The sequence below is a fragment of the Paeniglutamicibacter sp. genome (genome assembly GCF_046714615.1).
Lineage (GTDB): Bacteria > Actinomycetota > Actinomycetes > Actinomycetales > Micrococcaceae > Paeniglutamicibacter.
Genome location: NZ_JBKKAP010000161.1, coordinates 24131 through 44317 on the forward strand (window position 1 = coordinate 24131; position 20187 = coordinate 44317).

Here is a 20187-nt window from a genome sequence, read left to right on the forward strand (position 1 = left end):
AAAGGCACGTCTCGGCTGCCGTGCAAATCCCACTGGAATTGGACGGCCCTTGTGCACGAAAATGCGCCGTTCCTTTCCCCAAGGAGGGGAAACGAACGGCGCATTTCATCGGCTTCCGCGTGCGGGAACCTTTACGTCTTAGAAGGCAGGAAGGACGCTGCCATCCTTCCACGTGGTCTTGACGTATTCGCGAACCTCGTCCGAACGCAGCAGCTCATCGAGCTTGGCGATCGCCGCGGTCTGCTCGCCTGCACGCCAGGTCAGGAAGTTGGCGTTCGGGTTGTCCTTCGCCTCTTCCTGGAACAGGATCTCTTCCGGGTTCAGCTTGGCCTGGACAATGTAGTTGCCGTTCACCACGGCGATGCCCACGGTCGGGTCTTCCTGGTAGAACTTCGGAACCTGCTCCGAGTTGACTTCCTGGAACTTGAGCTTCTTTGGGTTCTTTGCCGCGTCGTCCTGCACAGTCAGTGCCGAATCGCCATCGACCAGTCCGCTAAGCAGGCCTGCCGATTCCAGCACGCGCAGGCCGCGCAGCTGATTGACCGGGTCGTTGTTCAAGACCACGAGGCTGCCCTCGGTCACGTCCGCGACTTCCTTGAACTTCGTGGAGAACGCCGTCAGCGGCTCGATGTGCACGCCGGCTCCGTGTTCGAACTTGTAGCCCTTGGTAGCCATCTGGTCCGCGAGGTAGGCCTCGGTCTGGAAGAAGTTGGCGTCCAGGGTGCCGTCGGCCAGGGCGATGTTCGGCGTCTGGTAGTCATCGATCTCGGTGATCTCCAGGTCGATGCCGGCGTTCTTGGCAAGGTTCTCGTCAATGTACTCGAGAATCTGGGCGTGCGGGATCGGGCTGGCGCCGACCTTGACGATCGTGGGGGTGGCCGGGTCGAGCGTCGCCGTCGGGCTGGGAGCAACGGCAGTACCGCCACCGCAAGCCGTCAGTGCGAACAGGGTTGCGACGCCGGTGATGGCGAGTGCGAGCTTCTTACGCATGGGCTGCGTTTCCTTTTCATCAAGACCCGATATTGGTTGGAATCGGGTAACTTACGCAGCTAGCGGCTACTGGCTACGCGCCGGCGGAGGTGAACCGCCGGAAAATCACGAAGAAACATCGAGGTGCTTCGAGGGGATACCGCGATGGAAAAGCTGGTTCAAGCATTCCCCGGGCGGTGCACGCCCCGGAGGAGTCGTTGGTGTGGCGGACGAGTCCTCCACACCAACGGATGGCTCAGTTTCGGAAGCCGCCCTGGCCTAGAAGGCCGGGATAACGTTGCCTTCGGACCAAGTGGTTTTGATGAAGGCGCTGACCTCGTCCGAGTGCAGCAGCTCATCGAGCTTGGCGACGCCGGCGGTCTTTTCGCCTGCACGCCACGCCAGGATGTTGGCGTTCGGGTTGTTCTCCGTCGGTTCGACGGCAATGACCTCGTCCTTGTTCAGCTTCGCCTGGACGATGAAGTTGCCGTTCACCACGGCGATGCCCACCGCGGGATCTTCCTGGTAGAACTTCGGAACCTGCTCGGCGTTCACTTCCTGGAACTTCAGGTGCTTCGGGTTCTTGGCCTCGTCGGATTCGACGGTCAGGGCCGAATCGCCGTCGACGATGCCGCTGAGCAGGCCGGCGCCCTCAAGAACGCGCAGGCCGCGGACCTGGTTGGACGGGTCGTTCATCAATACGACGACCGCTCCGTCTTCAACCGAAGCTGCATCGTCGAACTTCTTGGAGAAAGCCGTCAGTGGTTCGAGCAGGATGCCCGCGCCGTGCTCCAGCTTGTAGCCCTTCGACTCGACCTGGTCGTCGAAGAACGGAACATGCTGGAAGAAATTGGCGTCGATCGAGCCGTCGCTCAGCGCAAGGTTCGGAGTCTGGTAGTCGTCGATCTCGGTGATTTCCAGATCGATGCCTGCCTTGGCGGCAAGGTTCTCATCTATGTACTCGAGGATCTGCGAGTGCGGAACCGGGCTTGCGCCGACTTTGACGATCGTCGGATTGGCCGTATCAAGCGTGGCAGACACATCGGCGCTGGGAGCAGTGGCAGTGCCACCACCGCAAGCCGTCAGGGCGAACAGGGTTGCTGCACCGGTCAGGGCGAGTGCGAGTTTCTTACGCATCGGATGCGTTTCCTTTTCATGAAGAACCGGTGTGCGGGACACCGGGTAACCAACGCAGCTAGCGGCTACTGGCTGCGCGCCTGCGGGGGATGAGCCGCCGGTAGATTGAGTGGCGGAGTGCCATTGGCACTCCGGGGTTTTAGCGGTGGTCGACCACGCGGGCGATCCAGTCGCCCAGGATCTGGACCAATTGCACCAGCAACACCATGATAACGATGGTGACAACCATGATGGCCGGTTCGTAGCGCTGGAAGCCGTAGTTGTAGGCCAGGCGCCCCAGACCGCCGCCGCCGACCAGGCCGGCCATCGCGGAATAACCGATCAGCGTCACGATCGTGGTGGTGGTTGCCGCGATGATGCCCGGCAGCGCCTCCGGAACCAGCACCTTGCGGACAACCTGCAGCTTGGTCGAACCCATGACCAGGGCGGCGTCGATCTTGCCGGCAGAGACGTCACGCAATGCGGTTTCCACCAGGCGGGCGAAGAAGGGAATGGTGCCGATGGTCAGCGAGACGGAAGCGGCAATGGGCCCCAGCGAGGTGCCCACCAACAGTGCGGCGAGCGGAATCAGCGAGACCATGAGGATCGCGAAGGGAATCGAACGCGTGATGTTCACGATGATGCCCGAGAGCAAGACATTCAACCCCCGGTTCGGGGTCAGGCCGCCCTTGGCGGTGTTGAGCAGCAGGATGCCCAGCGGCAAGCCAACCACGACGGTAAAGAGTGCCGAGATGGCGGTCATCTGCATTGTTTCGATGAACGCGGGCCACATGGCCTTGGTGATGCCGGGGTTGGTCATCAGGTCATTGAAGAAGTCCATGGCTTATTTGGTTTCCTTCACGGTGACTGCGACGCCGTTGCCGAGCAGGTGGTTGGTGATGGCGGTGATGTCGGCTCCCTCGGGAAGCTGGATGCGAATGTGCGCGAATTGGTGTTCGCCGAGATGCTCGACGGAGCCGGCCAACACGTTGACATCGGTGTTGAACGTGCGGGCAATAGAGGAAATCACCGGCTCGGTGGCCTGGGTGCCGGAGTACAGCAGGTCCAGGACGGTTCCTGCGGGAAGGTTGTCAGGCAATTCGCCGGGCATGGGCAGCAAAGCCTGGGAGAGGCGTCCGGCCGGGTTGGCCACGACCGTGGCGATGTCCCCGTGTTCGACGATGCGGCCGGCCTCCAGGAGGGAGACGGAGTCGCAGGCCTGCTTCACGACGTTCATTTCATGCGTGATGATCAGCACCGTGAGGTTTAGGCGGTCGCGCACCGACTTGATGAGTTCAAGGATCTCGTCGGTGGTCTTGGGATCCAGGGCGCTGGTCGGCTCGTCGCAGAGCAGCACATCGGGATCCGAGGACAGGGCGCGGGCGATGCCGACGCGCTGGCGCTGTCCGCCGGAGAGCTGTGCCGGGTATGCATCGGCGAACTGCGTCAGGCCGACGAGCTCAAGCAGGGCAGAGACTTTTTCCGCGATCTTGGCCTTGGGGGTACCGATCAATTCCAGCGGGAACGCCACGTTCTGCGCCGTGGTGCGCGAATCCATGAGGTTGGCGTGCTGGAAGACCATGCCGATGCGGCGCCGCGCCGTGCGCAAATCGGCATCCGACACGTTTGCCAGTTCCTTGTTGTTCACCGCAACCGACCCTGAGGTGGGTCGGTCCAGCAGGGTCAGGCAACGGACGAGCGTTGACTTTCCGGCTCCGGAATGTCCGATGATGCCGTGGATTTGGCCGGCGTCGACGTGCAAGGAAACTCCATCCAGGGCGACGACTGTGCGGTCGCCCTGCTGGTAGACCTTGCGCAGGTCGGTGACTGTGATCAAAAGGGGTGTCCTTAGCAATCAAAAAGTAAAAGGGGTACTGGACATTCAATCACTATCGAATGAATGCAGCGCAATCGTGGTCACATCTTGTCTTTTTTTGCAACCGATGTCCACCGGGGCGGCATTGCCTGTTGGATCCGCGCGATTTCAAGTGCTTTCCCGAAGAATTCGCCGATGCCCGATCCCCGAAACAGGACGGTGGGTTACTCCGGCGTAAGGTGAAGCGCATCACGTGGAATCCGTGGCTAGTAATTATTGCCCCATGTTGCGCCGAAGATGCGACCGACTTGCCAGAATCCGGCCCCTATGGGCGCCGGAACCGATGGGCTGAAACCGAAACGGCCGGGAGACGAACGCAGGAGGAGACCCCGCACGGGGTCCCCTCCTGCATGAATCGCGGGGCGACGGGTTAGGACTTGACCGGCCACTGCCCGTCGACGACGGCAGCGGGGTCCTTGCGGCGGAAGAATTCCTGCAGGCTTGCTGCCTGCTCGGCGGCCCACTTGATCTGCGAGGCATGAAGTTCAGCGGCATCAACTTGCAGGTTCGGGTACTTGGACGCCTGCGCGTCGGCAATCCCGATGGTCGCTGCCGCATCGGCTGCCGAGGTGTGGGCGTTCAGCAACTGAACGCCATAGAACTCGCTCATCACCGAGAGGTTTCGCTTGCCCCGGCGGTACTTGTCGACCTGCTTGTCCAGGATGTAGGGGTCGATGACCGGCGCCGCAACGATCGGGGCCAGCAGGTGGCGCTTGGCCTCGCGGTCCAGCACCGTGAAGTCGTAGGCGGCGTTGAAGGCCATGACCGGCATGGTCTGGAAGAGGTCGGCCAGGAACGCCGAGATTTCGGCGACCGCGGTTGCCGAATCCATGCCCTCGGCCTGGGCCTTGGCGGTGGTGACGCCGTGGATTTCCGCGGCTTCGTCCGGAATCGGCACGCCGGGATTGACCAGCCATTCCCGGGTCTGGAGGATTTCCGAGCGCCCGTTGACCACGACGACGGAAGCGGTGACGATGCGGGCGTCGAGCGGATCACGACCAGTGGTTTCCAGGTCGAATGCGGCGCGGGGGAGATTGTGCCAAGAATTCATGTAACCAACGCTACCGGGAATCGCAGACACTTTGGCCCACCGCAGCGCGCTTGTGGATGAACACCGTGCCCGAGACCCGATAATGGGTGGAGACGTGCGGGGGAGCGGAAGGAGAAAACGTTGATTCAACGAAGCCAGGAACCACGGCCGGGCCCATCGGGCCCCGGCGACCGTGAACCTGCCGGTGACGCCGGACTGGACTACGACGAAGCGGTGCTTGCCGTGGTCGCGATGATTCCCGCTGGAAGGGTCCTCTCCTATGGGGACATTGCCGAGCTGCTGGGATCCGGCGGCCCGCGCCAGGTCGGAAAGTCCATGGGCCGCGGCGGGACCGAGATCACCTGGTGGCGCGTCATCCGCTCCAACGGAACCCTCCCGGCGGCACTGCAGCCGGTCGCCGAGGAGCACTGGGTGAGGGAGTCCACACCCCGCACCGGGGCGGGGGTCCGGATGAGGCATGCCCGCTGGCAACCCTCTGAGGAAGACCACGCGCGCATCGATCGCGTGGCCGAATTGCTGCCGATTCCAAAACGTCGCCCGCGAATGATCTGATGGAGTACATGGACACCCTCGCATCCACCCAGGACCCCGCGGCCATCGCCGCGGACGATGCCTTTGGCGCCGATGCCGCGCAGCAGGAATTGCTCGAGCTGGAGCCCGGCCACGGTCCGGTGCTGGTGTTGGGAGGGCCGGGAACCGGGAAGACCACGACGCTGCTGCGCGTGCTTACCACGCGCCTGGACACCGGGCTCGATCCGCAGCACGTGTTGGTGCTTTCCCCCACGCGCTCCGCCGCGGCCACGCTTCGTGACGACCTTTCCGCCGGCACCGAAAAGACGTTTTCCGAACCCGCCGTTCGCACCTGGTCGGCGTACGCATTCGACCTGATCCGCAGGGCGCGGCTGGACGGGCTGCTGCCGGCACTGCAACGTCCGCCCCGGCTGCTCTCGGGACCCGAACAGGACACCTTGATCGGGCACCTGCTCGAGGGCCACGCGCTGGGCATCACCCCCGGTCCGGAGTGGCCAGAGTCCCTCGGCGAGGCCATTGGCACCCGGGGGTTCCGCAAGGAGCTGCGCGAACTCTTCGACAGGATTTCCGAACACGGGCTCGAGGCCGGAGCCCTGCAGGATCTTGGCGAGTCCCTGCGCCGCCCCGAATGGGTCGCCGCGGCACAGTTCTACCAGGAATACAGGGACCTCTTGGACCTGGGCAGTGCCGAGGCCTTTGACCCGGCCGGGCTGCTGGCGGCCGCCGCCGGCATCCTGGAATACAACCCGGAGTTCCTGGCCGCCGAGCACGAGCGACTGCACCTGGTGATGGTCGATGACCTGCAGGAGGCCAACCCGGCGCAGCATCGCCTGCTCTCCTTGCTGGCCCGCGGGCGCGATCTGGTGGCCTTCGCCGTGCCCGACAACGTGGTGCAGGGCTTCCGCGGCGCGCGCCCGGACATGCTGGGCGAATTTGGTGCGCGCCTGGGAACCGAGAGAAACCCCGCCCGAATGCTGGAACTGAAGACTTCCTATCGCCTGAACGAGGAGCTGGCGACGGCCTGGGGCAGGGTCGCCAGACGCATCCCCGTGGCAGCCGGCGGAGCCGGAAGGATCCTGGATTACCCTGAGGTCGAGGCGGAACCCGGGGCGGCTGAAGCAAACCCGAACGGTGCCGAAGACGGCGAAGCCGATGCCCCGGACACGCCCGACCCGGGCAGCCTCGAGGTGCTGCTGGTCGACTCGCCCATCCACGAGCAGCGCCTCGTCGCCCAGCGACTGCTGGAGGAACACCTGATCCACCACCGGTCGCTGGACACCATGGCCGTCATCCTGCGCAACGGATCCCAGGTCCGCTCCATGGCGAAGTACCTGGCCGGGTCCGGCATCGCGGTGAACACCCCGCCGGCCGAAACCCCCCTGCGCGAGGAACCCGCGGTGCGCCCGCTGCTGGACCTCATGGGCCTTGCCCTGGCGCCCGAGGCGCCGCAGGATCCGCTGTTGCTGCAGGAATTGCTGATGTCCCGCTACGCCAACGCCTCCGCGCTGGACGTGCGCCGGCTGCGCCAGGGACTGCGCCGCCACGAGGTTGCGCAGGGCGGCAACCGCTCCAGCGCCGAACTGCTCACCGGGATGCTGGACCAGCTGGCACTGCTCGAGACCATGGGCCGCGAGGCGGCCGGGGCCAGGCGCCTGGCCAGGATGTACCAGGCGCTGCGCACCGAGCTTGCGGGCAGCAACGTCAACGCCGAAACGGCGCTCTGGACGCTGTGGGCGGCCAGCGGCATGGGCGAGAAGTGGAGCCAGGCAGCGCTGGCCGGCGGCATCCTGGGCGCCCGCGCCGACCACGACCTCGACGCAATGCTGGCGATCTTCCAATCCGCCGAACGCTTCGTTGACCAGCTGCCGGGTTCCTCCGTGGCCCAGTTCGTCGAGCACGTGCTGGGCCAGGAACTGCCCATGGACACCCTCGCCAGCAGGGGCGGCAGCGCCGCCTCCGTTCAGGTCCTCACCACGGCTGCGGCCGCAGGACGTGAATGGGACCTGGTGCTGGTGCCCGGGATGCAGGAGGGCATCTGGCCCAACACGAAGCTGCGCGGCGAGCTGCTGGGCGGGGGAGCGCTGAGCGACGTGATCGAACACGGCCCGGAGATCCTGCCCGTGCGCAATATCGCCTCGCTCATCCGCGAGACCAGGGCCGACGAACTGCGCACCTTCGCCAACGCAATTTCGCGCGCCACCTCCAAGGTCATTGCCGTCGCAGTGGCCTCGGAAGACACCCAGCCCTCGTCGTTCCTGGACATCGTGGACCCCGACGGGGCAATCGATGGTCGCCGGGCAGTCTTCGTCCCGCGGCCCCGGACCCTGGGCGCCCTGGTGGCCGAACTGCGCCAGGCCGCCGAGTCCACGGCGCTGGACGAGGCCCGTGAGGAGTTGCACCGCGACGCGACCTCGGTGCTCGGTGCCCTGGTCGCTTCACCACACCCGGTGCGCGGGGCGCACCCCGCCCGCTGGTGGGGGCTGGCCGAATCGACCTCCAGCGGGCCCGTCGTCCCGCCCGGGGATCCGGTGAAGGTTTCCCCCTCCAAGGTCGAGGCGGTGATGAACTCCCCGCTGAACTGGTTCGTCCAGGCTGCAGGGGGAGAGGCAGCCACCGACTTCGCGCGCTCGCTGGGCACCCTGGTGCACTCCATCGCCGAGGAACACCCTGAGGCCAGCGGCGGCGAATACCTGCAGGTGCTCGAGGAGCGCTGGGGCGAGCTGGAGATGCCGGATAACTGGGAAGGTGCCCGGGACCGCGAACGGGCAGAGTCGATGCTCAAGAAACTGGCCCAGTACAACGTCATGATGCGCACCGAAAACCGGCGGCTCATCGGCCGGGAGATCCCGTTTGAAATCACGATCCCCGCGCCGTCCGCCGCCGGTGCGCCGGACCCCGGGCCCGAGGCGCTGCCCGATCCCAACGCCCCGCGTGCAGCATTGCTGCGCGGGGTCGTTGACCGTGTGGAGGCAGACGCCGCGGGCAACCCGTGGGTGGTTGACCTGAAGACCGGCAAGTCCCAGCCCAGCGGCAAGGACGTGGAAAGGCACCCTCAGCTCGGCGCCTACCAGGCAGCCATCATCAACGGCGCGCTGGCCGGGAAGACCGCCGAGGAACTCACCCGCGTGCCCGCCGGTGCGTCGCTGGTGCAGCTGGGCACCACCACCAAGACCCCGCGCGAACAGGCCCAGCCGGCCATCACCGACGAGGACTGGGCCACCCCGATGGTGCTGTCCGCCGCGCAATTGATGGGCGACGCCGACTTCCTCTCCCGCCACGACCCGGCCCGCGGAGGGCGCAGCGGCAGCAACTGCCGATTGCCGGGCATCTGTCCATTGTGTTCCGAAGGAAGGCAGGTCACCGAGCCGTGAGCCGCACCCAAGCACCAACCCCGCCCGCCGAACCCATCGCCGGCACCGACTCGCCCGCCGCGCCCCAACGGGTGTACTCGCCCGAGGAGCTGGCCGACATCCTGGGCCAGCACCAGCCCACCCCCGAGCAGTCCGCCATCATCTCCTCCCCTCTCGAGCCGCTGCTGGTCATCGCCGGCGCAGGGTCGGGCAAGACCGCCACCATGGCCGACCGGGTCATCTGGCTGGTCGCCAACAAGAAGGTGCGCCCCGAAGAGATCCTGGGCGTCACCTTCACCCGCAAGGCCGCCGGGGAACTGGCCCAGCGCATCCGCGGGCAGCTGGAGAAGCTGGCCCGCTCGGGGCTGCTGGAGCTCGAGGACGAGGGGCTGCTTGACCCGTCGGTCTCCACCTACCACTCCTACGCCAATACGCTGGTGAAGGAGCACGGGCTGCGCATCGGGGTCGAGTCCGACACCGCGCTGCTTGGCACCGCCCAGGCCTGGCAGGTCGCCGCGGCGGTGGTCGAGGGCTACACCGGTGACTACGAGCACCTGGCCTCGTCCAAGAACACACTCATCGACGCCGTGGTGACCTTCGCCGGGGAATGCGCCGAGCACCTGGTTTCCCCGGTGGCCGCCAAGGAGTGGATCGACGAGCTGGTCTGCAGGCTCGAGGTGCTGCCGTACCGGATCGACAAGCCCGCCGCGCCCTCGCTGGACGCCCGCAAGCTGCTGGACAAGCTGCGCACCCGCTCCACCATCGCCGAACTGGCCGTGGGGTACGCGCGGGCCAAGGCCGCCCGCGGCGCCCTCGACTACGGGGATCTGGTGGCCCTTGCGGCACGCATCGCCCGGGAAATCCCCGAGGCGGCGCACAGCGAACGCGCGCGCTTCAAGGTGGTGCTGCTCGACGAGTTCCAGGACACGTCCCACGCCCAGATGGTGCTGTTCTCCTGCATCTTCGGCGACGGCCACGCGTTGACCGCGGTGGGGGACCCCAACCAGTCCATCTACGGCTTCCGCGGGGCCTCGGCAGGGCAGCTCTTCCGCTTCCCCACCGAGTTCCCGGCCCGCACGCACGATGCCGGGGAAGACGGGGACGGCGGGTTGCGCCCGGCCTCGGTGGCGTACCTGAGCACAGCGTGGCGCAACTCGATCAACGTGCTTCAGGCAGCCAATGCCGTCTCCGCGAAGTTGAACTCGGTCGCACCCTTGGGCATTTCAGTGCCGTCGCTCAAACCCAGCGCGTTCGCCGGAACCGGAAAGGTCGAACTGGCCCGCTACGCCACCGGTTCGCAGGAGGCAGCTGCCCTGGCCCAGCGCTTCATCGCCGAGCGCAACTCCTTCGCCGCCGAACACGGTCGCCACCCGACCATGGCGGTGCTCTGCCGCACACGCTCACAGCTGACCCCCATTTCCCGCGGACTGGAGGACGCCGGCGTCCCGTACGAGATCCTGGGCCTGGGCGGGCTGCTGAGCATGCCCGAGGTCACAGACGTCGTCGCGACGCTTAACGTACTGGTGGACCCCAACCGCTCGGACCACCTGGTGCGGCTGCTGGCAGGTGCCCGCTGGCGCATTGGCCCGGCAGACCTGATGGCCTTTGCCGACTGGTCGCGCTTCCTGGCACGCCGCCGCGAATTCGCGCTCAAGGACGGCGGGCCGGAGAACCTGGACGCGCCCGAGAGCGCCGAGGAAGTCACCCGCGGTGAGGCGCGGGCGGAACTGAACGACGCCGCCAGCCTCATCGAGGCCCTTGACCGCCTGCCGCACCCCGACTGGGTCTCCGGCGACGGCCGCGCCCTGAGCCCCGAGGCACTGGCTCGGCTGCGGACGCTGCGCGATGAGCTGCGCTACCTGCGCGGTTTCATCGACGACGACCTGGAGGCGCTGCTGCGCGAGACCGAGCGGGCCATGGGGCTGGACATCGAGGTTGCCGCCAAGCCCGGGGTCGGCATCCACGAGGCCAGGCGCCATCTGGACGCCTTTGCCGACATTGCGCAGGACTACGCCAGCACCTCGGCGCGCGTGGACCTGGCGGGTTTCTTGACCTGGCTGGAGGCCGCCGCCGAGAAGGAGGGCGGGCTGGCGATCGTGCCAGGTGAATCGAACCCGGACGCGGTGCAGTTGCTGACCATCCACGCCTCCAAGGGCCTGGAATGGGATGTGGTGGCGGTGACCGGGATGAACGAGGGCATCTTCCCCAGCGCCAACGATTCGCGCTGGACTAGCGGGGACGCGGCGCTGCCCTGGCCGCTGCGCGGCGACAAGCACGACCTGCCACAGTGGGACACCGATCAGGAGTGCCTCTTTGACGTGGTCAAGTCCGAGGGGATGTTCAAGTCCGAGGTGCTGGCCCATGCCGAACTGGAGGAGCGCCGCCTGGCCTATGTGGCGCTGACCAGGGCCAAGTCGTTGCTGATCTGTTCGGCCACCGCCTGGACCGGCACGCGCACCAAGCTCACCGAACCCTCCAGCTTCCTGCTGGACATGTTGCCGCTGGCCGATCCGCCGACCCCCTCGGCGGCATCCATGACGTGGATTGAGGACGAAGACGCACCGGAGGCTAACCCGTTCCGCGAGGCACCGCTGGAGGCTCGCTGGCCCTACGACCCGCTGGAGGGCCCGGTCGTCACCGGCGGCGGGGTGCAGCGCCCCCGGGCGCCCGGGCGCCGCGCCAAGCTGGAGGCCTCCGCGGCCGCAGTGCTCCAGGCCGCCGCACACGCGAAAGCAGACACCGCCCAGAAAACCGATCCGTCGCACGGATCCACGGACGGGGACGTGGAGTCCGAAGCGCCGGAACCGTGGCACACGCCGACAGGCAGGGGCTGGTTCAAGGAAGCCGAGCTGTTGCTGGCCCGAAAGGCACGGGAAGCCGCCGAGGAGCGGACCACGGTGATCCCGAAGCACGTGCGTGCCTCGGTCTTCGTGGACCTGGCCACCGACGCGGCCACGGTGCTGGCCGAGCTGCGCCGGCCGGTACCGCGGCGCCCGGGGACCGCCGCCCGCCGAGGCACCGCGTTCCACGCCTGGCTGGAGGAGTACTTCGATTCCACGGGGATGCTGGAACTGGGGGACTACATGGAGGCCGCCGACGCCTACATCGACGATGCGCTGGACCTCGAGGACATGAAGAACGCCTTCCTGGATTCCGAATGGGCCAACCGCCAGCCGGCATTCGTGGAAGCAGCCATCGAGACCCGCATCGGTCCGGTGTCGGTGCGTGGCCGCATTGATGCGATCTTCCAGGAACCCGACGGAGCCTGGCTGCTGGTGGACTGGAAAACCGGGCGGGTGCCGCGCGGGGAGGAACTGCGGATCAAGGCACTGCAGCTGGCGGTGTACCGGCTGGGCTGGGCACGTCTGCGCGGCATCGACGTATCCGAGGTGCGCGCGGCGTTCTACTACGTCGGGTCCGGCACCACCATCCGGCCACACGACCTGGCCGATGAGGCAGAACTCGAAAGCCTGATCAGCAATTCGATGGGTGCCCTGAACGGCTGAGTTTCGTCACGGAGCCGGACACGCCAACGGGCGGGGACGATCGGAAAATTCCAATCATCCCCGCCCGTTGGCGTGGTGCTCTAGAGACCCGGAACGCTGACCACGTCGGACTTGGCCGGAGCCTCGTACGGCTTGACGGCGTTCCACTCGCTGAAGGTCATGGTTCCGGTTCCGGTTCCTTCAATCTTCAGCAGGTGGGGTTCGCCCTCGGCCGCAATCCAGTAAGTGTCGTCGCCACCGGTGTACTTGAATGCCTTGGCGCCATTGAGATCGGTGAGGGCCTTCTCGGTGAACTTTGCGGCTTCCGTCGTTCCGAGTTGGTCGGTGCCCATCGCTTCAAGCAGGGAATCGATCTTGAATTCCCCGAACTGGCTGGCGTTCTTCGTGGAAATCCATTTGTCCGCTGCGACCGAGTCGAGCATCTTTGCGGCCTCGGCCCCTGCTCTTTCGGTCAAAAATGCCTTGTTGGGCTTCACGTACGAAACTTTGTCGACGGTCAGCATTTCGATGGTGGCGTCGCCTCGGCTCATCATTGACTGGGCATTTGTGCCGTCGACGGTGCCTGAAAGCTCGAATTTTCCTTTTTCGGAACCATCGGTCAGGTCAGCAACGATGGTTGCCGAGGTGGCCTTCTCCATGGCGGCGGATGCCTTGGGGAAGATTTCCTTGGCCTCCGGCACCACGATTTCGGCCTGCACCGGGGCAGCTTCGGTTCCGGCATTCGACGGTCCGGCAGGTTGTTCCGCGGCGGCCGAACATCCGGTCAAGGCCAGCAATACCCCAGCGGTCGCCGACAGCAGCATGGTGCCGTTCTTGAAATTTTTCATAAGTATGTCCCCGCTGTACATAGGAAGGTGGAAGGCACGGTCCGATGTCAACGGCATCGGCGCGCAACATACACTCTACCAAGTGGATTTAATATGACGCGGAAAACGAGCGAGTCGGGAGAGTCGTGAATACGACCTCCCGCCTGTTATTTAGTATCGGCGGACTGAACGGGGATCGCGGTGGTGTCGGTTCCGGCGGAGTCCTTGGCGGGGCTGTCCTGGTTCTGCTCGGCGCTGTCAACGTTGCCCTCGCCCGAGAGTGCGGAGAACGCAGTCGCCGGGGCGCCGTTTGCGGTGTCGGCACCCTTGGTCTTAGCGGCTTCCTTGTCGCCTGTTGTTTCCTTGGCGTCGGCATCCGCGTCTTCAGTGACGGTTGCGTCCAGGGAACCGGCTGACTTCGGCTGATCGTCCGTCGAGTCTGAGTCGGTTGTCGACTTCGACTTCGACTTGGGAGCGTCGACAGGCTTGAGCGGGGAAGCGGCCGGGACCGGCGGTGCTGCGGCCGGTATCGGCGCGACGCTCACCGGGGAAGGCACGATCTTGAGCGCCGAGGTTTCCGGCTCGGCCGGGCCCGACTGGGCAGCTGCATCGGTCTCGTCTTCGTCGGCGGGCTCGATGCCCGAAACGGTGACCTTTTCGGCGACGGGGACAGGTTTGGGCTGTTCGTCGGCGGCCTCGGCGCGGGCTGCGCGCGGGGGCTCAACCACGGAGATGGGTTGCCCGCCGTACTCTGCAATGTCCGAGTCCAGTTCCTCGAGCATCAACTTGGCTTCGGCGATGCGGTCGGCGTCGCCGCCGGCAATGGCCTTGACCAGCCACTGGGCCAACGCAAACTCGGCAGCCAGCGCGGCACGGCGCATGATGTGCGGATCGGCACGGTCCCCGCGCACCGCGATATAGCTCTCGAAGGTTGCCTCGGCGAATGACTGCTCGTGCACCGCCGCGAGCCAGGCGAAGTCGTCGGCCGGATCCCCGACCTGCAGATCCGTCCAGCCGGTGACGGCAACGACCTTGGCGTCCAGGACCAACAGCTGGTCCTCATGCAGGTCCCCGTGGATGACGGTGGCATTGAAGCGCCACAGCGCCACGTCTTCCAGCGCGTGTTCCCATCGGCGCAAGAGGCGCGAGGGGATCATGCCGGTGGTTGCCGCGGCGTCGAGTTCGTTCAAGCGGCGCTGGCGCACCTGCTCGGCGGTGTAGGAGGGCAAATCCGCACGGTCGATCGCGGAGGCGGGCATCGAGTGGATGGCGGCCATGACCGAACCCAGGTCGCGGGCGCAGCGCGAGCCCAGCGACACCAGGTCCTCGAGGGAGTACTGCTTCCCGGGCACGTGGTTGTAGACGAAGGTTCGCAGCGGGCCCTGGCGCACGGTTCCGGCGACGGTGGGCAGCTGGAAGGGCAACGAGGCGCGGATGCCGGCGGAAAATGCGCGCAGGGCGGCGAGTTCCGTTTCGAGGCGCACACTGGCTTCCTCGTGGCGCGGGGAGCGCACGCGCCAACGGTTCTTGGCGGCGTCCACAATGAGCACCGAGTCGAAATCATTGCCGTCGTCCGGCAACGAGGCCACGCCCGTGGGCGCCAAGCCGGGGACCGCAGCGGTGGCGATGGCAGCGAGTTCCATGGGAGAGCGTTTCACATCCTCCACCGTAGACCGCATGCCGTGCCCGAGTCCTGCCGTGTGGCGGCGAGTCGCATGTTTTGCGTCCAATCCCTCCTCGCTTCCCCACCATGGGGGACGCCGGGAATGGTGCTCCGTGGCACTGACCGGTGCGCCGATGGCCACAACAGGGTCTCCGAAGTAGGCGTTGGGCCGCAACGGTCAGTACGGTTGATGCTATGAGCGATACCGTGCAGAACCCAGTGACGAGCTTCCCGGCGCTCGGAGCCTTGCCCCTGGCCCGCGCCACCACCGATCGCGGCTGCGAGCGGCGCACCGACGACGGCTGGCTCGATGCGCTGCGCGTGGATCCGGCGACCCGCTACCTGGTGCTGGTCGGCGGGCGTGCCCGGGTGCTTGACGGCGAATTGGTGCTCATCGAGCATGCCCGCGTCCCGGCCGGCGGCACGGAGATCTATCTGGGTTTTGACGGCATCACCGAAATCGTGCTGCATTCCTTCCACGACGCACCTGCCTCGGCGGATGGCCAGGCGGGGCCCGGCTCCACGGATCCGGAGCAATGGCTGGGGCTGCGCGACGTCGCCGCCGGGCTCGGTGCCCGCGACGCAGGCCTGTTCGTCGAGGCGGTCGCCATCGCCAACTGGAACCACTCTGTCAACTACTGCCCGCGCTGCGGCGGGAAACTGGAGCTGCGCGCCTCGGGCTGGGTCAAGCACTGCGCGGCCGAGGACCTGGAACACTTCCCGCGCACCGACCCTGCAGTCATCGTCGCCATCACCGACGGGGACGACCGGCTGCTGCTGGGTGCCAACAAGGCATGGGGCGGGACACGCTTCTCGACCCTTGCCGGTTTCGTGGAGCCGGGCGAATCCCTGGAGTCCGCCGTCATCCGCGAGGTCGCCGAGGAGTCTGGCGTCATCGTGTCCGACCCGCGCTACATGGGCTCCCAGCCCTGGCCGTTCCCGCGCTCGCTGATGCTCGGCTTCACTGCCACCGCCGTCGGCACCGAGCTGATGCCCGACGGGGAGGAGATCATCGACCTGCGCTGGTTCACCCGCCAGGAACTTGCAGACGCGGTCCGCTCCGGCGCCATCGCCGTGCCCTCTGGCACCTCGATTGCCAGCGCGCTGATCGAGCACTGGTACGGCGGCGTGCTGCCCGAACCCGAACGCCTGGAAAACTAGGACATGACCGAGACAACCGACATGGGAGCCCTGGAAGAACGGATCCTCGGCGGACTGGATGAGGAACAGCGGCTGGTCGCCACCACGCTGCGCGGGCCGCTGTGCGTGCTGGCCGGCGCCGGCACCGGCAAGACCCGCGCCATCACCCACCGCATCGCCTATGGCGTGCACACCGGGGTCTACAAGCCCTCCTCCCTGCTGGCGGTGACGTTCACCGCCCGGGCGGCGGCGGAAATGCGTTCGCGGCTGCGGGAGCTGGGGGCCGGGGCCGTGCAAACCCGCACCTTCCACGCCGCTGCGCTGCGCCAGCTGCAGTACTTCTGGCCGCAGTCCATTGGCGGGCAGCTGCCGTCCATCGTTGACTACAAGGCGCCACTGATCACCGAGGCGGCGCGCCGCCTGCGCACCACCGCCGACCGCGCCACCGTGCGCGACCTGGCCAGCGAGATCGAGTGGGCCAAGGTCTCGATGCTCACCCCGGAATCCTATGTGGCGGCCGCCGCAGACCGCGGGCAGCCCGGCGGGCTGGATCCGGTCACCGTCTCGCGGGTCTTCCAGTCCTACGAGGACGTGAAGACCGATCGGCAGCTCATCGACTTCGAGGACGTGCTGCTGCTGACCGTGGCGATCCTGGAGGACGACGCGCGGGTCGCCGCCTCGGTGCGCGACCAGTACCGGCACTTCGTGGTCGACGAGTACCAGGACGTTTCCCCGCTGCAGCAACGCCTGCTGGATCTGTGGCTCGGCGGGCGCGACGAGTTGTGCGTGGTGGGCGATGCCTCGCAGACCATCTACTCCTTCACCGGCGCCACCCCGCGCCACCTGCTGGACTTCACCGCCACCTACGGGCACGCCCCGGTGGTGAAGCTGGTGCGCGACTACCGCTCCACCCCGCAGGTGGTGCACCTGGCCAACCGCGTGCTTGCGGCCCGCCGCCCCGAACCCGGGGTCCCCGACCGCGACATCAACTGGCCCACCCCGCTGGAGCTCATTGCCCAGCGCGAGAACGGGCCCGAGCCGACCTTCTTCGAGGCCAAGGACGACGAGGCCGAGGCCGCCGAGATCGCCCAGCGGATCAAGAAGCTCATCGCCGGTGGCACCCCGGCCGCCGAGATCGCGATCCTGTACCGCACCAACGGACAGTCCGCCGCCTACGAGCAGGCGCTGGCGTCCGCCGGAGTGGGCTACCTGCTGCGCGGCGGGGAACGCTTCTTCGCCAGGCGCGAGGTACGCGACGCGATGCTGCAATTGCGCTCCGCAGCCCGCCATACCACCACCGAGGCCGACGGCGAAACGGTCCCGCAGCTGACCCGCGACATCCTGGTGTCCCTGGGCTACAGCGCCACGGCCCCGGCCGCCTCCGGCGCGGTCCGCGAAAAGTGGGAGTCGCTTTCGGCCCTGGTGGCGCTCGCCGACGAGATGGCCGCGGCCCGCGCGGGATCCGAGACCCCGTTCACGCTGCACACCTTCGTGGCCGAGCTGGAGGAACGTGCAGCCAGCCAGCACGCGCCCACCTTGCAGGGAGTCACGCTGGCCTCGCTGCACGCGGCCAAGGGCCTGGAATGGGACGCGGTGTTCCTGGTCGGGCTCTCCGAGGGGTTGATGCCGATTTCCTTCGCCGACGACCAGGCCGGATACGACGAGGAGCGGCGCCTGCTGTACGTGGGCATCACCCGCGCCCGCATGCACCTGGGCCTGTCCTGGTCCCTGGCACGGACCCCCGGGGGCCGGGCCAACCGCCGGCCCTCGCGCTTCCTGGACGGGCTCCGCCCCGCCGGGACCTCCCGCGTGGCATCGGCCCCGCGGGCCGCCCGGCGCAAGGCCCCCGCCGGCCCGCCGATGTGCCGGGTCTGCGGCACGCTGCTCACCAGCGCCGCCGAACGCAAGGTGGGCCGTTGCGGCAATTGTCCGGCCGGGTACGACGAGGCGGTGTTCGAGTCCCTGCGCGCCTGGCGCCTGCAGGTTGCCCAGACCAACTCGCTGCCGGCCTTCGTGATCTTCACCGATGCCACGCTGATGGCGATCGCCGAGTCCAACCCCGACGGGCTCTCGGCCCTGGGCCAGGTTTCAGGCGTGGGCAAGGGCAAGCTGGATCGCTACGGCGAGGCCGTGCTGGCCATCCTGGCCGGCGGGTCGGCGGACTAGCGGGTCGAACCTCAGGCGGCCAGCGGGTCCAGGCAGGTGCAGCGCGGCCGGGCCCGGGCCGGCACCGAAGTGACGGAACCGGTGGGCAGGTCGCACACGACCATGGACCCCGCCGCGGCGGGGACATTGATGCGGTCAAGGGCCATCAACACCGCCATGGCGGCCAGGCCCGCCGCCACGGCCGCCAGCGAGGCCTCCGGACGCAGCGCCGGGGCCTGTCCGGAGGACTCGTCGTCGCAGAGCATCCGCAGCGTCGGGTCGCATTGTTCCCACGCGCATTGCGCGCACATGGTGAGACCGTCGATGACCATCGGGCCCAGGTGCATCCCCGAATCGGTGAACAACACCGGCAGCATCGCCGCATCGACTGCCAGGGATTCCAGCGGCGGAAGCATGCCGCCGGCGATGACCACCGCCATGTCCAGGGCCGGGGCGTCGGGACTGCGGCCGGCGGCATCGGCCACCAAAAGGTGGGGGTAGATCGATTGCAGCGCCCGGGCGGTGGCGCGGGCACGCGGGGCGCCCACGCCGGTGATGCCGGTGGTCCCGGCACCCAGGTCCCCGGCATCCATCGGGGTGCCGTCGCAGAGCATCAGGGATCCGACGCCCGCGCCTGCCAGGACGTGTGCCAGCAACTGGCCCATCCGCCCGCAGCCGTACAGGGCCACCTTGGCCTCGGCGCGGCGCTGCAGCACCGGGACGGCATCCATTTGGTAGGCAGCTCCCCATTGCAGGACATCGGGCACCAACCGCCCACCCAGCCCGTTTCCGGTGACGAGCCCGTTTCCGACGCCGGGAGCACCTGCGGGTGGCGGTTTCATGGGGGACTGGAGCAGCACCGGGCCCAGCATCGCCAGGATCTCCCCGCGCCGCCGCTCGTCCGGCTGCTCCGGTGCGGGACCGCCGGGGCCCGGGCCGCGCTCACACAAGGAGAGCACGAAGCGTTTTTCGGCAGCGGTGAGCCCGGTTATCCACCGCGCGCGCTGGCCGGTGCCAATCTGGATGGCACCCTCCACTAGGCTAAGTACCTGCAAGCCGGGGTTGATCCTCATGATGTTGCTCCTCTGGGGGAACGGCGGCACCGACGAGATTTCCAATCGCCGGCGCCCTTCATCCACCCATCGTGGCATCGGCCGCACGGGCTACGCGGGCTATCCACACCCCGGAGCGGGAAAGTGGGGGGGAGCGGCGCGCGGTGCAGCAAAAGAACAGGACGGGGCGGAAGGACACGGACATGAGCACCCAAGCATCCACCAGCGAATACGTCGACAGCGACGGGACCCCCATTCGCGTGGTGCGCTCGGCCAGGCGCAAGAAGACGATATCCGGGGCCTGGAAGCAGAACACCATGGTCGTGTCGGTTCCGCTCGGCCTGGGCGAACAGGCCGAACGCATGCTCGTGGCCGACATGGTCAAAAAGGTCATGCGCAAGGTGGTTGCCGGAACCTCGGTCGACCCCAACGCGCAGCTCATGGAACGGGCGCGCGCCATGGATGTGCAGCTCTTCGGTTCCAAGGCCAAGCCCGCTGGCGTGCGGTGGGTGTCGAACCAAAACAGCCGCTGGGGTTCGGCCAGCCTGCACAGCCGCCGGATCCGGCTCTCGGACAGGCTGCGTGCGATGCCGCAGTGGGTTCAGGACTACGTGCTGGCCCACGAACTGGCCCACCTGGTGGAGCCGCGCGATGGCCACGGCCCGCGGTTCAAGGCGGCACTGTCACGCTACCCGCGGGTGCACGATGCCAACATCTTCCTGTCCGGGGTCAGTCACGGTTACCACGCAGCGGCCAAGCCCGGGGCGCATCCGCTGCCCGGGGACCTGCCACTGGGCGGGGACGACGACTTCGACGACTTCGATGATTTTGACGACGCAGACCTGGGGGAGCACGAAGCGGCCCTCGGGTAGCACTTCCCGCGGCCGGGCCCGAGCGAACCTGTCGTTCTGGGCGGCCAAGGCAAATCACGCCTTCAGGGACAACCGGCGAGGACCATCGGCAAAGACAAAGTGGGGGGGGG

Annotated in this window: 14 protein-coding genes; 6 read left to right on the forward strand and 8 right to left on the reverse strand. The window is 67.1% G+C overall.

The genetic code is table 11. The features are described from left to right. Positions 1 to 138 precede the first annotated feature (138 nt). The 5 genes from ACLQ7E_RS19250 to ACLQ7E_RS19270 form a co-directional block, all read right to left on the reverse strand. The gene (locus ACLQ7E_RS19250) at positions 139 to 990 is read right to left on the reverse strand and encodes a MetQ/NlpA family ABC transporter substrate-binding protein (protein WP_411734192.1); all 852 of its coding nucleotides are present in this window, start codon (positions 988 to 990) and stop codon (positions 139 to 141) included. A gap of 258 nt (positions 991 to 1248) precedes the next feature. Beyond that, positions 1249 to 2106 carry a MetQ/NlpA family ABC transporter substrate-binding protein gene (locus ACLQ7E_RS19255; protein WP_411734193.1) on the reverse strand — a complete coding sequence of 286 codons (858 nt, stop codon included), beginning with the start codon at positions 2104 to 2106 and terminating at the stop codon, positions 1249 to 1251. A 139-nt stretch (positions 2107 to 2245) separates the two neighbouring features. Continuing rightward, on the reverse strand, positions 2246 to 2926 hold the full coding sequence (locus tag ACLQ7E_RS19260; RefSeq protein ID WP_411734194.1) for a methionine ABC transporter permease: 681 nt from the start codon (positions 2924 to 2926) through the stop codon (positions 2246 to 2248). A 3-nt stretch (positions 2927 to 2929) separates the two neighbouring features. Continuing rightward, a complete protein-coding gene (locus tag ACLQ7E_RS19265) occupies positions 2930 to 3922 on the reverse strand; it encodes a methionine ABC transporter ATP-binding protein (RefSeq protein ID WP_411734195.1) in 993 nt (330 codons plus the stop codon). A 409-nt stretch (positions 3923 to 4331) separates the two neighbouring features. After that, complete coding sequence (locus ACLQ7E_RS19270; protein ID WP_411734196.1) at positions 4332 to 5012, reverse strand: 3'-5' exonuclease; 681 nt, start codon at positions 5010 to 5012, stop codon at positions 4332 to 4334. Positions 5013 to 5132: 120 nt separating this feature from the next. Between ACLQ7E_RS19270 and ACLQ7E_RS19275 the strand changes: the two genes are divergently transcribed. Genes ACLQ7E_RS19275 through ACLQ7E_RS19285 form a run of 3 tightly spaced genes read left to right on the forward strand, consistent with a single transcriptional unit; the run spans position 5133 to position 12399 of the window. Beyond that, complete coding sequence (locus tag ACLQ7E_RS19275) at positions 5133 to 5564, forward strand: MGMT family protein (RefSeq protein WP_411734197.1); 432 nt, start codon at positions 5133 to 5135, stop codon at positions 5562 to 5564. Positions 5565 to 5572: 8 nt separating this feature from the next. Further along, entirely contained in the window at positions 5573 to 8914 is a 3342-nt protein-coding gene (locus ACLQ7E_RS19280; RefSeq protein WP_411734198.1) for an ATP-dependent helicase, read from the forward strand. After that, the gene (locus tag ACLQ7E_RS19285) at positions 8911 to 12399 is read left to right on the forward strand and encodes an ATP-dependent helicase (protein ID WP_411734199.1); all 3489 of its coding nucleotides are present in this window, start codon (positions 8911 to 8913) and stop codon (positions 12397 to 12399) included. Before ACLQ7E_RS19280 ends, ACLQ7E_RS19285 begins: the two co-directional genes overlap by 4 nt. Positions 12400 to 12479: 80 nt before the next feature. On the opposite strand, the gene ACLQ7E_RS19290 is transcribed toward ACLQ7E_RS19285, so the two are convergent. After that, positions 12480 to 13226: a hypothetical protein gene (locus ACLQ7E_RS19290; RefSeq protein WP_411734200.1), complete on the reverse strand. Its 747-nt coding sequence runs from the start codon at positions 13224 to 13226 to the stop codon at positions 12480 to 12482. A 146-nt stretch (positions 13227 to 13372) separates the two neighbouring features. Beyond that, complete coding sequence (locus ACLQ7E_RS19295) at positions 13373 to 14848, reverse strand: phosphotransferase (RefSeq protein ID WP_411734201.1); 1476 nt, start codon at positions 14846 to 14848, stop codon at positions 13373 to 13375. Between the two features lie 227 nt (positions 14849 to 15075). Here ACLQ7E_RS19295 and nudC point away from each other — a divergent pair, with 227 nt between their 5' ends. Beyond that, complete coding sequence (nudC, locus tag ACLQ7E_RS19300) at positions 15076 to 16029, forward strand: NAD(+) diphosphatase (protein WP_411734202.1); 954 nt, start codon at positions 15076 to 15078, stop codon at positions 16027 to 16029. A 3-nt stretch (positions 16030 to 16032) separates the two neighbouring features. After that, entirely contained in the window at positions 16033 to 18174 is a 2142-nt protein-coding gene (locus tag ACLQ7E_RS19305) for an ATP-dependent DNA helicase UvrD2 (protein WP_411734203.1), read from the forward strand. An 11-nt stretch (positions 18175 to 18185) separates the two neighbouring features. Here ACLQ7E_RS19305 and ACLQ7E_RS19310 read toward each other — a convergent pair whose 3' ends face one another. Then, a complete protein-coding gene (locus tag ACLQ7E_RS19310; RefSeq protein WP_411734204.1) occupies positions 18186 to 19226 on the reverse strand; it encodes a ThiF family adenylyltransferase in 1041 nt (346 codons plus the stop codon). 182 nt (positions 19227 to 19408) lie between these two features. Here ACLQ7E_RS19310 and ACLQ7E_RS19315 point away from each other — a divergent pair, with 182 nt between their 5' ends. Further along, entirely contained in the window at positions 19409 to 20077 is a 669-nt protein-coding gene (locus tag ACLQ7E_RS19315) for a M48 family metallopeptidase (protein WP_411734205.1), read from the forward strand. The last annotated feature ends 110 nt before the right edge of the window (positions 20078 to 20187 follow it).

Excerpts from the sequence above, each read along its gene's own strand:
- ACLQ7E_RS19295 (WP_411734201.1), bottom strand. The coding sequence starts at position 14,848 with ATGGAACTCGCTGCCATCGCCACCGCTGCGGTCCCCGGCTTGGCGCCC.
- ACLQ7E_RS19290 (WP_411734200.1), bottom strand. The coding sequence starts at position 13,226 with ATGAAAAATTTCAAGAACGGCACCATGCTGCTGTCGGCGACCGCTGGG.
- ACLQ7E_RS19250 (WP_411734192.1), bottom strand. The coding sequence starts at position 990 with ATGCGTAAGAAGCTCGCACTCGCCATCACCGGCGTCGCAACCCTGTTC.
- ACLQ7E_RS19315 (WP_411734205.1), top strand. The coding sequence starts at position 19,409 with ATGAGCACCCAAGCATCCACCAGCGAATACGTCGACAGCGACGGGACC.
- ACLQ7E_RS19255 (WP_411734193.1), bottom strand. The coding sequence starts at position 2,106 with ATGCGTAAGAAACTCGCACTCGCCCTGACCGGTGCAGCAACCCTGTTC.
- ACLQ7E_RS19305 (WP_411734203.1), top strand. The coding sequence starts at position 16,033 with ATGACCGAGACAACCGACATGGGAGCCCTGGAAGAACGGATCCTCGGC.
- ACLQ7E_RS19260 (WP_411734194.1), bottom strand. The coding sequence starts at position 2,926 with ATGGACTTCTTCAATGACCTGATGACCAACCCCGGCATCACCAAGGCC.
- ACLQ7E_RS19280 (WP_411734198.1), top strand. The coding sequence starts at position 5,573 with ATGGACACCCTCGCATCCACCCAGGACCCCGCGGCCATCGCCGCGGAC.
- ACLQ7E_RS19310 (WP_411734204.1), bottom strand. The coding sequence starts at position 19,226 with ATGAGGATCAACCCCGGCTTGCAGGTACTTAGCCTAGTGGAGGGTGCC.
- ACLQ7E_RS19270 (WP_411734196.1), bottom strand. The coding sequence starts at position 5,012 with ATGAATTCTTGGCACAATCTCCCCCGCGCCGCATTCGACCTGGAAACC.